Genomic DNA, 16,930 nt, shown 5'->3' on the forward strand with positions numbered 1-16,930 from the left:
TGCGAACACAGGGCTCTGGTTCGTGTTTTCTAGCTGAGGGTCGTGAATCACTGCTCCCAAATCGACACGGTCTGGGACCATCACTCCTTTTGTTGGGTCACGGGACGCCTCACCCCGATGGTATAACGATGCTGGTACAGAAAGTTGGTCGGTGGCTAAAAGCCGCACCACGCAGTCGCTCTCATTCAACAATGACGAACCAGAAGCGACGCTTGTTAGTTCAGAGCCTGGAAGACCGTCGTGTTCTCGCTTTGCTGGGACTCCAATTGGAGTACCCGCAGATCTTTGCAAATAGCACCGGTTCGGTGACCTACGACGCAGCGACGGATAGATTCTCCGCAAAAGCGACCCCACTCGATTTCACCGCGTTTGATACCAGCGGCAGTGGCCCTACTGGAATCATTGATCCACCCAACGCGGTCTTCCGGCTAGACTTTCTCGTCGATGATGCGGGAGACTTCGTTGGCGGCATTGCCGGCGACGACTTTACGCTCTCAGGGTCCCTTTCCGATTTTGCCACAGGCTTTACCGCTGACGGCGTGTTGCTGACGGGCGAGGTGATTGCGTTCGGATATAGCAATGGGTCGGTCTCGGATCTCTACGAGGTTGAGCTTCAAGTAACCGGCGGTTTGCTGAACACGTTGCCGTCGCCAGGAGGAGGGCCCGCGTATTTCGCTGGGAAGAACATCGGGATCTTCATCAACAGCGAGAACTCGAGTTTCTCGGGGAGTTTCCATTCGAACTTCAGTGGTGGCAATAAATCCGATGTTGGCCCGACCGAGCCCACTGCTTCGCTTGGTGACTTTGTCTGGTACGACGACAACTCCAATGGGATTCAAGACGACGATGAAGCCGGGGTTCCTGGTGTGACGGTGACGCTCACCGGCGGTGGGCTCGATGGTATGATCGGCAGCGGTGGTGATGACACCACGGCGACGATGGTGACCGATGGTGACGGCAAGTATCTGTTCACGAACTTGAATCCCGGCGAGGAATACAAGGTCACGTTTAGCGACTTGCCGCCAGGCTATGTCTTCACCGCGCAGGATGTCGGAGGCGACACGCTGGTCAGTGACGCGGTCGATTCCGATGCCGATCCGGTGACGGGAATGACGATCATCACAACGTTGGATCCGGGCGAGCAGGACCTGAGCTGGGATGCAGGAATCGTTCGTGACGAAGCGGAAGTCCAGATCGAAAAGTACGTCCGCGTCGATGATCCTCCGGTGCCAGCGATTGACATCGAAAAGTACGTCAAGCCCGTGATCGTGCATTCCGGCGACGTCTGCGACACGATCGGAAAACCATTCGAACTCACGTTCGAGTATGACCCGGGAACCGCGGTCGACACGCTGCAGGACTCCGGCAAAGCAGGAGCCACTGGCGGCGTCGATGCAACCCCCGATGATAGTTTTCTGGTGGTCAACGATGGCGGCTCGCACACCTATTTCTCCGGAACCGTTCCCGCCGGCGAGACATTCACCGCGTTGTCATCCCAGGCCGGCAGCTCGAACTTCGGATCCAATACCGAGATCTTCCTCTACGACAACGAAGCGGCTTATCTATCCGGCGCAAGTCCGCTTCAGTCGATGCAATATCACACCTCCTGCTCCCAGCCGATTCGACTAGGCGACCGAGTCGGCAGCGTGATCGTCGCCGGCTTGGCTGGCGATGAAGGCACAATCGCGAACACGACTACGGGGTATGGCGATGACGCCGATCTGCCGACTGGACCGCAGATCCCCGTTGGCAATGATGTGATGTGGACCTACGTCGTCACCAATCCGGATCCCAACAACCAGCCAGTGGGTGACGTGGTGGTCATCGACGACGCGGGCACCCCCGACGATCCTAGTGATGACTTGTATCCCAGCTATGTCGAAGGAGATGACGACGACGGGTTGCTGGAACCCGGTGAGGTCTGGATCTACACCGCCACCGACACCGTTTCCCTTGCCGGTCAGTACCGCAATATCGGCAAGGTCACCGGTAACGTCGACGGCGACATGGTCATGGACGATGACCCTGCGCACTATCTCGGTGTGAACGAAGGCGTCGGCGTGGTGTGCGACGACGTCGGGCGTCCGGTGCAATTGACGTTCGATTACATCGGCGGGGCCGACCTGAACACGGCCCAAGATTCGGGTAAGGCGGGAGTGAGCGGCAACCCCGATGCAACGCCCAGCGATTCGTTCTTCTATGTCACGGATTCAACGGATCTGCAAAAGGTCTACAACGGCGAGGCCAAGGACTATTTCTCCGGGACGATCGCGCTGGGCAACGCGTTGACGGCCATGGCAAGCAACGCGGGACAGACGCGATTCAGCTCGAACATGATGATCTACTTGTTCGACAATGAAGCAGCGTTCAACGCCAACCAGACTCCCCTGCAAACGATGCAGTATCACACCTCATGTTCCCAACCGATCAATCTGGGTGATGTGATCGGCGGATTGCAAGTGAGTGGCGCGGTCGGTGAAAGCGGGTCGTCCACCGTCATCGCTGATGAGTTGCCGCCACTCGGCCCGCTTGTCCTGCTGGGACCAACGGTGCTGTTGGGTCCAGACATCGTGTTTGACCCGTCAGACATTGGGGTGGACGCGGACGATCCGACCGGTCCGATGGCGCAGTTGGGCGACAAGATCACGTTCACCTACGAAGTGACCAATCCGGGAAGCGTTCCGTTGACTAACGTGATCGTCACGGACAATACGGCAGTGACGGTCGAGGCAATCACCAAGCCCAACGGCTACAATTTCGGCGATCTAAACAACGACGGTGCACTCGACCCGAACGAGACCTGGTATTTCCAGGCGGTGGAGATTGCCGATTCGACCGGCCAACAGATGAACGTCGGAAAGGTGACGGCCGATCCGAATATGGTGATGGATGATGATCCTGCCCATCACTTCGTCAATCCGCTGGATCTCGAAAAATTCACTCGTGGTGAAGCCGAAACGAGCGGACTGACCGGCGTAGATGTATGCGACGATATTGGTTTGGACAAGTTTGCATCGATCATTCTGAGCTACAACGGCGGCAACTTCATCAGCAATCCGCAAGAAGGAAGAGCCACCGTCGAGGGAACGCTGGCCGATCCTCCGCCGACGGATGTGTTTATCGTCGGCAGCAAAGACTCCAACGGTGACAGCGACCTTTTCTTCTCCGGCACCGTCAGCCTTGGCGGCACTTTCGAACTCTCCTCTTCGTTTTCCGGCACTGACTTCGGATCGGAGACGTTTGTGTTGATCTATAACGCGGATCCCAGCATTGGCGGGACGCTACTGCAGCACATCAATTTCCACACCTCCTGCTCCAAGCCACTCGGATTGGGCGACATCTTCGGGGGCGTCACGTTTGTCGGTGCGACCGATGAAGACGGTGACACGGCGACGTTGCCGACATCAGACGGCCCAAACGATTTTGGGCAGGATGCAGATCTGCCAGAACAGGCCGTTGAAATCCCTCTCGGTGATAAGGTCGTTTTCACTTACGCGGTGTCCAATCTCGGCGATGCCCCGATCGTCCTGGATAACGTCGTGGACGACAACGGAACACCTGGCGACCCCGACGACGATCTGTACTGGATTCCGCCGAGCGGATTTGATCAGGCGATCATGCAGATCGTAGACGAAAACGGTCACAACGTCGGAGACATCAACGGGGATGACTTGCTGGACCCGAACGAAGTGTGGTTGTTTGAAGCGATGGACATCGTTCGCCAAGAGGGCTTGGTCGGCAACAAGGGCGTCGTCACCGGAACACTCGCCGGTGTCGCGTTGATGGACATGGACTTCAGTCACCACAAAGGTGTCTTGCCAGCGATTGATCTTTGTGAAACCGGTCAAAAACCACAGCAACTCAATTTCCGTTACACCGCGTCGGACGACTTTGCCAACGGGCAAGGCGACAAGTCGGAGATCACGGTGAGCAACGGCAGCTTGGTCGGAGTTTCGAGTGTCTTTGTCCGAGTGACCGACGACAGTGATGCGTTCAAACAGGGTGCGACCTTGTTTGCGGGTGGAACAGTCCATGACGGGCAAGTGTTTGGCGTGGACGCGATGTCGGCGGGCGACGATCGATTGCCGTCAACGATCTATCTGCATTTCTTGGACCCGGTGACTGGGGCACTGATTCGGACCGTCGAAATCCATGCCTCCTGCTCGGCTCCGCTGGTGCTCGGTGATGATTTTGCCGGCGCGGAGTTGGTCGGCTTTGTCGGCGACGGCGGCGCAGTGCTCGGCTTGCAACCCGACGCAGCGATTGCTGGCGACGGGAACATCGTTGCCGGCGAGGTCTTGTTCGCAGGCAGAAAACTGAAATTCACCTTGACCAATGTTGGCAACACCGAAGCTGTTCTTGAGAGCCTGATGCTGGAGTGGGCGGAATCGAACAAGAAGCTCAAGAAGATCAAGATCGACGGTGTAGAGGTGTTCCGGACCGAGACGGCGTGGACCAGTAGCGGCGTCAACATCGGAGATGGCGACTGGAAATCCAACACCTTGGATGACCGAACAATCGCCGCCGGGCAGATTGTCTTCGTCGAGATCGAATTTGAAAGTGACGTGAGCGAAACGGCCAGTGACTACATGCTGACCATGACGTTTGATGTCGACGATGACGACGATGGCCCTTCTCAGTCGGTCAGCCTATTCTGAGAAACGGCGACACCGGTCTCATAAGCGTGGCCGCAAGCCGTCACGCCTCATCTAATAGAGCAGCCTGACTGGTGAATTCGATTGGGTCGCGCGGCGCGCTGATCTTCGCGTGTTGCGTGCATCCTGGCATCCCATGCTCTGCCCGCGTTGTGCTTCAGGCCGGCGATGACAACGCAGATGCGTGTCGCGTTTGCACGACACGGCATGTTTTTCCCCTTTTTGCCGATTTGGGGACTTCCGTCAGCGGAACAATCGTCACGGACTCGCGTTCTTTTCGCGTGTTTTGCCGCGTAATCTCCTCAATCTCCGGATTGCGATTATGCTCGATCGCAATCCCGATTCCAGATTGCATTGAGTCCTCCCCGCTAAGCCATTGCTCCAATGATTTCAAACCCATTTGCATTTCGCAGTAAGAAGCGTCACGAGAATTCGAAACAACAACGCGTGAAACGAGCGTCGAAACGCAAACTGTTGGTTCAATCGTTGGAAGATCGTCGGGTGCTGGCGCTGCTGGGACTCCAACTAGAGTATCCACAGATCTTTGCAAATAGCACCGGTTCGGTGACCTATGACGCTGCGACGGACAGATTCTCCGCCGATGCGACGCCGCTTGATTTCACCGCGTTTGATACCGGCGGCAGTGGTCCCACGGGAATCATTGATCCGCCCAACGCGGTCTTTCAGCTTGACTTTCTCGTCGATGATGCGGGCAATTTTGCTGGCGGTGTTGCCGGCGACGACTTTACACTCTCGGGATCCCTGTTCGATTTCGCCACAGGCTTCAGTGCAGACGGCGTGTTGCTGACAGGTGAGGTAATTGCGTTCGGATATAGCAATGGATCGGTTTCGGATCTCTACGAGGTTGAACTTCAAGTAACCGGCGGCTTGTTGAACACGTTGCCGTCGCCAGGAGGAGGGCCCGCGTATTTCGCAGGGAAGAACATCGGGATCTTCATCAATAGCGAAAATTCGAGCTTCGCCGGCAGTTTTAGTACGAGCTTCAGCGGTGGCAACAAATCTGACGTTGGACCGACCGCGCCCTCAGTGGCACTTGGTGACTACGTCTGGTACGACGACAATCTCAACGGCATTCAGGACAACGGCGAGTTGGGCGTCCAGGGTGTCACCGTCAATCTTTATCGCGACGGGGACGGTGACGGGATTCCGGAGACCGATGGGTCGGATGGCCCGGTGATCGCGACAGACGTGACGGACAGCAATGGATTGTATTTGTTCGAGAATCTTCAGCCGGGGAACTACTTTGTCGAGTTTGTGACATCGACGCTGCCCAGCGGTTATGTCCTGACCAGCCAAGATCAGGGAACCAATGATGCCGTCGATAGCGACGCCGATCCATCGACGGGGTTAACCGAGGTGATCATTCTCGGCACGGTGGACGATTTGACGTGGGACGCCGGGATCTTCCTGCCTCCGCCGCCTGTGAATCCTGCGATCGACATCGAAAAATTTGTCAAGGTCGTTGAAGATCAGACCGGCGGCGGTGAGGGACTGACTCCTGGGTTTTGGAAGACGCACTCTGAATTCGGACCAGCACCCTTGAAGGGCTGGCCCGATACCGGTTTCGCTCCCCTGGATTCCTACAATTCCGTCTTTGGTGTCAGTGACGATTCCGGATTGACCCTGCTGGATGCGCTGGGACGTGGCGGGGGTGGACTGAATGCACTCGGGCGCCATGCGACCGCCGCACTGCTCAACGCCGCCAATCCCAATGTGGATTACTCCTACACCCAAGCGGAAGTGATCGCGCTGACGCAGGCGGCTTACGCCTCTGGCAACGCGTCGCTGATTGAAAACACCAAGAATCTGTTCGCCGTTCAAAACGAGCTGGGAGCCGACCTCAGCACGCCGGCAAGCGTTCCCAACACCAACCCGAATGACTTTGGCGTCGATGCGGATACCCCGCCCGGACCTTCCGCGGAGCTGGGCGACACGATCGTGTTCACTTACTTCGTCACCAACCCTGGCGATGTTGAACTCACTCCCGTTGTCGTCAGCGATGACAATGCGACCCCTGGTAATCTCGGCGACGACTTCAATCCCGATCCCGTCGAAGAAGATGATGGCGCAGGGAACTTTTTCAACGTCGGCGATGATGACCAAGACGGCCGGCTCGACCCAGGCGAAACGTGGCTTTATCAGGCACAGATCACCGCTCTCGCGATTGGGCAGTTCACGAACATTGGGACCGTCGTCGGCACTCCGGTGGATGACAACGGTGATCCTGTCGGACCGGACGTCAGCGACGAAGATCCGGCCAATTACGTCGTGGGCGCCGCGACCGGAATTGACATCGAAAAATGCGTCGAGCATGTGGTGGCCGGTAGTGGCGAGATGCACGTGATCGATTTTGACGGGTTCGCCGCGGGGACCGTGATTGATAACGAGTACTCGGCGCTCGGTGTGACGATTGCCGCCAACAATGGTCGATCGAGCGGGCCGGACATCGCGATGATCTTCGATAGTGCCTCGCCAACCGGCAACGACTACGATCTGGGCACTCCAAACCAAGACTTCTCCGGTCCCGGGGTCGGTCACGGTGGCAAGAGTGGTGCGGTCGGCGAAAACAGTCAGGCTCTCGGCAATGTCTTGATCATTTCCGAGGATGGTGATTCCAGCGACCCCGATGACGAGGCGCGCGGTGGCACCATCACGTTCACGTTTGATAACGCCGTTCGAATCGACCACATCGGGTTGTTGGACATCGACACCAATGAAAACGGTGGCACCGTCGTCACCGTCCTGACCAATTCCGGTCAGCAATCGTTCAATATCGCGGCACTGGGGAACAACAGCTTCCAACAGATCGACATCGACGTCGATGAAGTCACTTCGCTGGTCGTCACGTTCCCCGGCAGTGGCGCGATCACGGAATTGAAGTTCACCAAACCGAATCAAATGGTCGAGTGCCTGGATGCCGACACCGGACCCGGACCAAGCTTCAATGTCGGCGATGACGTCACGTTTAACTATGTCGTGACCAACACCGGCGACGTTGATTTGGAAAATGTGATCGTCGTCGACGATAACGCCACACCCGGCAATACGGCTGACGATTTCTTCCCGACCTACGTGAGCGGCGATGACGGAGACGGAATCCTGCAAGTCGACGAAATCTGGTTGTACACGGCGACCATCACAGCCACGATGGCAGGCCAGTTCACCAACATCGCTGACGTCGTGGGCACCCCGGTGGTCCCGAATTTGGACGATGTCACCGATGAGGATCCGGCGAACTACTTCGTGATCGGGACGCCCGATATCGACATCGAAAAACTGACCAACGGCGTGCAAGCCGACACGCCCGGCGAAGCGGTTGAGATCGCTCCGGGTGACACCGTGACGTGGACCTACATCGTCACCAACACAGGCGACACGCCGATCAACGCCGCCGACGTCATCGTCACCGACGACAATGGGACGCCCAATGACGCGAGCGATGACTTTACGCCAACCTTTGTCGGACCGGATGACGGCGGCGATGGCATCCTTTCGCCCGGAGAGGATTGGGAGTACACCGCGACATCGACCGCACAAACCTTGACCGCTACGGGCGCGACCAGCATCTTTAAATTCAATCAAAGTGGTTCGATCAGCGGCACCAACGGCAACCAACGCAGCTTCACGACTGACGGTGTATCGGTCAACGCCAGTGCCTTCAGCCGCGATTCCAACGGCAACTGGGATGAAGCCTACTTGGGTATCTTCTCCGGCGGGCTGGGCGTGACCGACACCAGTGAGAGCGGCAGCAACGGCACGCACCGCGTCGACAACATCGGCCGCGACAACTATGTGTTGTTTGAATTCTCCGAAACCGTTGTCGTCGACAAGGCCTTCCTGGACAGCGTGGTCAACGACAGCGACCTTTCGATCTGGATCGGCACCATCCCGGGTGCCTACGGGACGCACCAAACGCTTTCTGACAGCGTGCTGAACGGACTGTCCAACGAAGACAACAACACCAGAAGTTCCTACTCCCGCTGGGCCGATTTCAACGGTGGCGAAGTCGCAGGGAACGTGCTGGTGTTGGCTGCGTCGACGTCGGATTCGACACCGGAAGATGCCTTCAAGATTCGCAAACTGAAGTTCCAACATGTGGTCGACGGCATCTACGGCAACGTTGCGTCGGTGGATATCGGCGTCGCATCCGACTCTGACCCCAGCCACTACAAAAACCCCACCCCGCCACCGCCGGGTGTTCCGAATATTGACATCGAAAAGTCGACGAACTTGGTTGACGCCGATACGCCCGCCGAAGCCGTCGAGATCGCTCCGGGGGCATCCGTCACGTGGACTTACACGGTGACGAACACGGGCGAGACCACGTTTACGTTTGCCGAAGTCGTGGTAACGGACGACAACGGCACGCCGAACGACACCGGTGACGATTTCGTGCCAGACTTTGTCGGTTCGAACACGAACAATGACGGTTTGCTGTCGCCGGGCGAAATTTGGACCTACAACTACAGCACCACCGCAGAAACGTTGACAACGTCTGGTGCCACCAGCACGTTCTACTTCAACGGCAGCAGCGGTCTGGATGGAACCAACGGCAACATGCGAACGTTCACGACCGATGGCGTTTCGGTCAACGCAAGTGCGTTCAGCCGTGACGACAGCGGCAACTGGAACGAGGCCTTCCTGGGCATCTTCTCCGGCGGCCTGGGAGTGACCGATTCGAGCGAAGGTAATGGCGGCAACGGCACCCACCGTGTCGACAACGTCGGCCGTGACAACTTTGTGCTGTTCGAATTCTCGGAAAACGTCGTTGTCGACAAGGCCTATTTGGATAGCGTCGTCAACGACAGTGACCTGTCGATCTGGATCGGCACGATTCCCGGAGCCTTTGGCACCCATCAAACACTCAGCGATGCGTTGCTCAACGGATTGACGCTCAACGAAGTCAACAACACGACCAGCAATGGATCACGCTGGGCGGACTTCAACGGCAATGAAGTCTCCGGAAACGTGCTTGTCTTGGCAGCCTCGACCGTTGACTCCACACCGGAAGATCGATTCAAGATTCGCAAGGTGAAGTTCCAGCACCTGACCGCTGGCCTGTACGCCAACGTGGGAACGGTTGTCGCCGATACCGTCACCGATTCCGACCCCAGCCACTACAAGAACCCGGTGGCGGCACCGTCGGGCAAGATCGGAAACTATGTGTGGAACGACCTGGACCGTGACGGCAAGCAGGACGCCAACGAGCCCGGCATCCCCGGCGTAACGGTCAAGTTGCTTGATCCGCATCATAACGTCTTGGCCACCACCACCACTGATTCCGACGGGCTGTACTCGTTCAACGGACTCGACGGCGGAGACTACTTGGTGCAGTTCATCGCGCCGCAAGACTTTGTGTTCTCGCCACAATACCAAGGTTCCAATCCCGACAACGGCAGCAACGCCGACGCCAACGGCAAGACGGATTTGATCCACTTGGACGACTACGAATGCGACAACAGCATCGATGCCGGTCTGTACGAGGCGGCGGTCGACAAGATGTTCGAAGCGGAAGACTACGAATGGATCGATTGCCCCTGGAAGGTTTACAGTTCCAGCTATGCCTCCGGCGGGAAATACCTCATGGCGCCCAACGGATCGGGATCGCACTACAACAGACCGCCTTCCTACAAGAAGGTGATGTATCAGTTCTCGGTCGATCACACCGCGAACTACGAACTGTCCGGTCTGGTGAAGGCATCCAGCGGCGCCGACAATTCGGTCTGGGTGAAGATCGACAATCTGCCGTGGGTCCAGTGGCACATGGACACCGGACGTTCCTTCGATTGGCAGACCGTGACCGATGGCTGGAACCAGGATGCGACCAGTTTCTACATGGATGCCGGGCACCACACGATGCAGTTGAAGGTTCGTGAAGACGGCGTGAAGCTGGACAAATGGATGATCAGCAAGTTGTCCAGCAACACGATCGTGATCGATGCGACGCAGATGCAACGCAGCGGCGATTGGATGACCGCGTTTGACGACGACGGCAATGAATTCCTGGTCGCGTCCAACGGAACACCGCACTACAGGTCGCCGTCGGTCGGTGATGAACTGACCTACGACTTCGCTGTCGACCACGCGGGCGTGTTCACGATGCATGCCTTGGTGAGTGCGGCTGACGGTGCTTCGAACTCGTTCTGGGTTGCCATCGATGATGGCCCGTGGGTGAAGTGGCACATGCAGGTCAACAATGGACAGTTGACTTGGCAAACCGTGTCCGAGAAAGGAGAAACGGTTCAGTTTGATCTGGAAGCCGGAAACCACACGCTGAAGGTTGCGGTGCGTGAAGCCGGTTCCGGGTTGGACACGATCGTCATCACCGACGACGCCGATTTCCTGACGACCGTGTAAGGGATGACGCGTCCCGCGGGGATGCCTCAGCACGTGGTGTCAGCCAGTGGCGCGTGATGGTTGGTGGATCGAAGCACGCGCCGGTCGCTTACCGGCTGTTGATTTAATCAGCCGTTTGGCGCGAGCCTACGGGCGCCGGAGAGTATTTGACAAGATGAATGCCCGTACGCTTGCGCGCTCGCGGCTAATCCCACGTGCGATCGGATTAAATCAACAAGCCGTTACGCGTCCCGCTGGGAGGCGTTTTCGGTCGGATCGATTCGGCTGTTGGGAACCGCTCTTCGTTTGCTGAGCATGGGGGCGCCTTGGCCGGAGAGCGGACGCTCGGATTGCAGCCGGTTGGAATGTAGCAGCTTGTGAAAATAGTCATACGTTTCGTCGGACCAGGGCCGTGGCACGGTGTCGGTGGCGCTGCTCATCGATCCAAAGAAACGTTCGTAGAGTTCGCTGCCGCGATGGTCTTCGAACACCAACGCCAACATCACCGCCGGATTGCCGTTGGCGTACGGACAGGTCGACATCTTGCCGATTTGTTCGAACGGTAAAATCCGTTGGTAGAGCCGCGCGTGCTTGGGGTGCGCCGCGGCAACCAGTCCGTCGTAGCCACGGGTCTTCGCCACCTGGGCGAGCAGCCGTCCCATCGCGGCGAACGTTTCAATGAAACGCACCGGTGAATCGCGACAGTCGGCAAGGCTACCGATTTCGCCCATCCGCAATCCGCGATTCCTGATCAACTCCACGTTTTTTGGATAAATCGATTCCAACGGTAATCCCAGTTCACCGTCGCCGATCAGCGAGACAGTGGAGACGACTTTGTCAGCAAGCTTGGTCACAAAGACTTCGGTGGTCGGCAACAGATGAAACGGAGTCAGCCGAACCTGGCTTTCGTTTTCTTCGACCAACCCCGCGCGTCGGTACGAATGGTAGATCAGGCTGAACGCTTCTTGCAGGTCATCTCGACGATACGCGACTTCGTACCGGAGTCCGGGTATGGAGCGTTTGGCCGGGGCCTTCGGTGCTGACGGGATCAGCGGGCAGACCGTTGCAGTGCCGGCGGCTACGTGAGTCGTTTGCATGGTGAATGGAAGAGGAGGAGGAGGTCTGGGCACGTCGGTCGTCGCCGAACGCGCTTTCGTATGACAATCCCCCCGGACAATCACCGTGTCTGATTGAACCCTAGATTTGGCGTTAGCGCCGCGCGATCGGATCGCGGCGCAAGAGGCGACGAAGTGATCGTGTCCCGGTCGGTTGTGACGCCTGTTCGGGATGCAGTGGTTGTGGTGGGTCTGCACGCGCCGGTCGCTGACCGGCCTGCTGGTCAGCACGTGGCGTTAGCCAGTGGCGGGCGTGATGGCACGGATTTAAACACGCGCCGGTCGCTCACGCGTCCCGCTGGAATGCGTTTCAGCCAGTGGCTCGCGAATCACGTTGCTGCTCTCCGGACGAACCCTAACGGTGTGCTACGGTTGTTCAGATGTTTCTATCCGGCACGAACAGGGGGGCGGCTCTGTGAAACTTACCCATTGGCATGGGCGATTGATGCTGCGACGCCCGCGAAGTGAGTGGGCTGACGCGACAGTGATGCTCGGCGGCGGCGGCGCCCGCGGCTTGGCACATCTCGGTGCAATGCGCGCCATCGGACACTCCGGGATCGGAGTCGGACGCATGGTCGGCGTCAGCATGGGCGCGCTGATGGCAGCCCTCTGCGCCGTCGAACGAGATGTCGAACGCGCCGAAGCACTGGCCCGTGATTTTCTAGAATCAGACCGCTACCGCACGCTGCAACAGAAAGTCGTCGGCGCCGCAGCGGGGGCTTCAGGACGTGATGAGTCTAACGCGCGGTGGCTACGCCGCTGGACGCGTCTGTTTTGGGCGCAAAAAGCAATCGGTCGCGCCGCGCTGACCGAATCCTTGTTGCCCAGCACGCTGCTGGAAGCGATCACCGACGAACTGTTGCCCGATCTCGCGATCGAGGACCTGCGGACGCCCCTGCACTTGATCGCGGTGGACTTACGCAGCGGAGAACGTGTCGTACTGAGTCGCGGCTCGCTTCGCAAAGCCGTCGTTGCGTCGATGTCGATCCCCGGTGTCTTTCCGTCGGTCGAGATTGACGGTCGGAAACTCAGCGATGTCGGCGTCTACGATGCCGTGCCTTGTGATCTGGCGCGGGGCATGATGGATGGCGAAGGGGAACTGCTGGTGATCGATGTCAGCCCGACAGAATCGGCGCACAAATCTTGCCGAACGGCACTGCAATCGGTGTTGCGTTTTCAGGAGCTGGCCGAAGCGAGAATCCGGCAGCAACAGTTGACGTATGCCGATCTGGTCGTGCGTCCGCAGCTCGGGTCGGTGGCGTGGTTCGATTTTACGAATCCGGATCCTTTGATTCAGGCGGGGTATGACGCCGCGGCGATGGCGCTTGCGCGGGCGGACTGAGGGGTGGCAGAAAGATGGTGGGGAGTGGAGACAGGAAAATTGGTGACAAGAAAATGGCGAGGCGGCCCGAGTGGATTGAGTGATTCCGCTGGAAGAGCTAGCCGGAACTGGCCTTCATGCCCGTTTGTGGGTTATGGCAGCGATATGACAAAGAAATCTGCATTTCGGGTGGTTCGAAGGGCCAACTCGGTGTTGATCGACTAGGGAAAATGGGCGATATTCTCCGGCTGACTCACGGGGCCTAGACTTCTTAAACACTCATTTGGATGGAGCCAATGCTTGCTCGATCGTGTCAACTTTTGGTTTTGGTTGCGTGTCTGATCGGCGTCGCGAATGCGAATGCGGGGTTGGTGATCACGGAGGTGATGTACAGTCCATTGAGCGACGTCAGCAAGAGCTTTGGTGAATGGGTCGAAATCTATAACGATAGTCCCAGCAGCTCAGCCCCGATTGATCTTGCGGATTACGATCTCAATGTCGGTTCGACGACTTTTAATGACACGGTTACGCACATGGGAATCGAGTATGCGGATCTTTCGGGATTCCTTGGCGCTGGTGAGGTCGCTGTATTAATCGATGGGAATTACCCATTCTCTGGATTAGATATTGAGGACGATTTTCGAGCCCAATGGACTCTGCCGAACAGCGTCAAAGTACTTCCGTTATTTAATTGGACCTCATTGCACGATAGTCCCGATTTAACCCTTCTTAATCGCGAAACGTCGGCTGAGAACACACTCACCGATTACAGGAATTCCCCTTGGCCTGATGCAATTGAGCCAGGGCAAAGCATCACACTTCGCGGGCTCGGGTACCCAAATACGGCGGGTGGTAATTGGGTCGGGTCAAAATCACTTTTCGCAATGATCGGATCCGGAAGTGAAAACGAGTATGGATCACCTGGATTCGCTCCCGCGCCGCTAGGACCGCCAGCCACGGTTCCAGAGCCTTCTTCGTTGGCGATTTTCGCCGGCCTGATTTGTGGGACGGTGGGTCTGCGTCGACGTCGCTCTCGCCGAGAGTCATAAAACTTGACGGAAATTGAAACTTGTTCGTGGCCGTGTGCGTGGCCGGAGATTCGTCTCGCGGAGGAGTGCCAGCTTGCGGGGCATCATCCCGCATGGATCAGTTCGCTCGCCGATGGCTTGGGACACAAGGCCTATTTGCTTCGTTGCGTCGACGGACAAGAGGTTTATGGCGTCCTTCCCCTCGTCTTCGTCCGCGGTCCGATCTTTGGCAAGTTTTTGGTGAGCTTGCCGTATCTGAATACCGGCGGGGTCTGGGCGTCGAATGACGACGTTGCCAGCCAGCTGATCGACGCCGCGTGTGATTTGGCCGACCAGTTGGATGTGAAGTATCTGGAGCTGCGTCATGAGCAGCCGGTCGATCATCCGAAGTTCAACATGGTGCGGACCGATAAGTTTCACCTGCGTCTGCCGCTGCCGGAGACGGACGAGGAATTGGACAAGTCGTTCAAGTCCAAGCTGCGGAGCCAAGTCAAGAAGTCGGGGACTTATGACTCCACCGTTCACTTCGGCGGCCAGGAATTGCTCCCAGAGTTCTATGAGGTGTTTGCCCACAACATGCGGGACCTCGGCACTCCGGTGTTTTCCAAGAAGCTGTTTTCGAGCATCTTGACGAATTTTGACGGCGATGCAGAACTGTGCGTGGTCCGCAATGAAGACAAACCGATCGCGGGCGGGCTGATCGTTCACAGTCGTGGCGTGACGGAAGTGCCCAGTGCCAGCAGCTTGCGCGAGTTCAATCGAACCGGTGCGAACATGTTGATGTATCGTCATCTGCTGCGGCGGGCGATCGAGAAGGGTAGCCACACGTTTGATTTCGGACGCAGCAGCGAAGACGCCGGGACGTACAAGTTCAAAGCCCAGTGGGGCGCGAAGCCTCATCCGGCGACTTGGCAATACTACGTCCGCAAGGGCGACCCAAACGAGATGCGTCCCGATGCCGGTGGGAAGAAGCGATTGGTCCAGGCCTGGCAAAAGCTGCCCGTTTGGCTGACCAAGCTGATCGGCCCCTCGATCGTTCGTGGGATCCCGTAACGCAGCCAATACCAGCACGCGGCGTGAGCCAGTGGCTTCCGAGGTTGGCCCGAAAAGGATTAGCGGAACGGCGCGAGCCGTCCGGTCTCCGTTGGGAAACGTGGCGAAAGACCGGAGGGCTCGCGCCCTACCGCTAACGTTGAAACACTGCTGATTTCATGCACGCGCCGGTCGCTGACGCGTCCCGCTGGGGTGGGTTGGTGCGCAGTTGCTGGCGGTGGCTACAATGGTCGCATGGTTGATGTTGCAACAAAATGGAAGCGGCGGTTTTGGCTGATCTTGATCGCCTGGGCTGTCGTTACGCTTGCGTCTTCCTTTGCATCCGTTCGCGGTGTGCTGATTCAACCGCTGTATGTCCATGACGGCGATGCGCGTGGCGAGATTGCCTACGTCATGGCGGATGGGCCTGCCTATTGGGAGCGACTATTTGCGGCGTCGGACCTGTATCACTTCCATCGCGTCGAACAGATCTACCTGCTCGAGGAACTGAATTCGTCGAGCTACAACTTTGTCCGTCGGCAGAACGACACGCGGCTGCAACGGGCAATCGACTACCTGGCGATGCGTGGTGTCCCGGCGGACGTGATTCACAGTGTTCCGGTCCAGCCCAACGTTTGGCTCGGCTCGCGGAGTGAAGCGGCGGGCGTTGCGAATCTGCCACAAAAATTCACCCGCATCGTCGTGGTGACGTCGCCGCCCCACACCCGCCGCAGCAAGCTGTGTTTTCAACGGGAGTTTGGTGACGACACGGAAATCTCGGTTTACGCAGCGACCAGCCCCGGTCAGAGTGTGGAGACGCATTTCCCAATCTGGCTGGAGTATGCCAAACTGGTGGTGTACTGGTTTTGCGCGTGAAGAGGGGCTGGCTGTGGTTGCATTGCAAATGGATGGCATGCACAGCGTGCCCCCAACAAAACGTTCCACTCGTAACTTGAGCGAATGAAATGAAGGGTTCTAAACCATTGATCGGTGTCGCGTTGCTCGCTTTGCTGGCGGTTTGTGTGGCTGGCCAGCTGAGTGCCCAAACGGGTCCGTCGGAAACGGGAGACTCGAAAGCGGCGAAATCGGCCGACGAAGTCCCTCGTGCGGCGCTGTTGACCGAACGCGGACGTCAACTGGCCGAAGAGCTTCGGATGCTCAAACGCAGCCGCGACTCGATGGGATCCAAGCACCCGACGCTTCCCTTGGTCAACAAGAAGATCGCAGCGATCCAGGAACAGCTCGAGGCGTGGGAGCCCGCCGTGGGTGAGCCGCCGGAGAACCCGTTTCATCCGAATCGAGAACCCAAGCCTAAGATGAACGAGTATGACTTGAGGCAGATTGTGATTCGGTTGACGAAGCGTGTGGAGTTGCTGGAGAAGCGGGTTGCGGAATTGGAACGGAAGTGAGAGCGGGGGGAGA

8 protein-coding genes are annotated in these 16,930 nt (G+C 57.8%); 7 read left to right on the top strand and 1 reads right to left on the bottom strand.

The window, feature by feature from the left end; all coding sequences use genetic code 11:
* Positions 1–191: 191 nt before the first annotated feature.
* Both TBK1r_RS08930 and TBK1r_RS08935 read left to right on the top strand, forming a co-directional pair.
* The gene (locus tag TBK1r_RS08930; protein WP_419581148.1) at positions 192–4,658 is read left to right on the top strand and encodes a DUF7467 domain-containing protein; all 4,467 of its coding nucleotides are present in this window, start codon (positions 192–194) and stop codon (positions 4,656–4,658) included.
* Positions 4,659–5,039: 381 nt separating this feature from the next.
* A complete protein-coding gene (locus tag TBK1r_RS08935; RefSeq protein WP_145209071.1) occupies positions 5,040–11,033 on the top strand; it encodes an SdrD B-like domain-containing protein in 5,994 nt (1,997 codons plus the stop codon).
* A 221-nt stretch (positions 11,034–11,254) separates the two neighbouring features.
* Here TBK1r_RS08935 and TBK1r_RS08940 read toward each other — a convergent pair whose 3' ends face one another.
* On the bottom strand, positions 11,255–12,109 hold the full coding sequence (locus tag TBK1r_RS08940) for an N-acyl amino acid synthase FeeM domain-containing protein (protein ID WP_145209073.1): 855 nt from the start codon (positions 12,107–12,109) through the stop codon (positions 11,255–11,257).
* 433 nt (positions 12,110–12,542) lie between these two features.
* Here TBK1r_RS08940 and TBK1r_RS08945 point away from each other — a divergent pair, with 433 nt between their 5' ends.
* The 5 genes from TBK1r_RS08945 to TBK1r_RS08965 all read left to right on the top strand — a co-directional run bounded on the left by TBK1r_RS08945 (position 12,543) and on the right by TBK1r_RS08965 (position 16,917).
* Positions 12,543–13,469, top strand: coding sequence for a patatin-like phospholipase family protein (locus TBK1r_RS08945; RefSeq protein ID WP_145209075.1), 927 nt, complete (start codon positions 12,543–12,545; stop codon positions 13,467–13,469).
* A 275-nt stretch (positions 13,470–13,744) separates the two neighbouring features.
* Positions 13,745–14,497: a lamin tail domain-containing protein gene (locus TBK1r_RS08950; protein ID WP_419581149.1), complete on the top strand. Its 753-nt coding sequence runs from the start codon at positions 13,745–13,747 to the stop codon at positions 14,495–14,497.
* 3 nt (positions 14,498–14,500) lie between these two features.
* Positions 14,501–15,529, top strand: a complete 1,029-nt coding sequence (locus tag TBK1r_RS08955; RefSeq protein ID WP_145209081.1) for a FemAB family XrtA/PEP-CTERM system-associated protein — start codon at positions 14,501–14,503, stop codon at positions 15,527–15,529.
* Positions 15,530–15,763: 234 nt separating this feature from the next.
* Complete coding sequence (locus TBK1r_RS08960; RefSeq protein WP_145209084.1) at positions 15,764–16,384, top strand: YdcF family protein; 621 nt, start codon at positions 15,764–15,766, stop codon at positions 16,382–16,384.
* Between the two features lie 89 nt (positions 16,385–16,473).
* Entirely contained in the window at positions 16,474–16,917 is a 444-nt protein-coding gene (locus TBK1r_RS08965) for a hypothetical protein (RefSeq protein WP_145209087.1), read from the top strand.
* Positions 16,918–16,930 lie beyond the last annotated feature (13 nt).

Origin of the sequence: Stieleria magnilauensis (assembly GCA_007753675.1) — a bacterium.
GTDB lineage: Bacteria > Planctomycetota > Planctomycetia > Pirellulales > Pirellulaceae > Stieleria > Stieleria magnilauensis.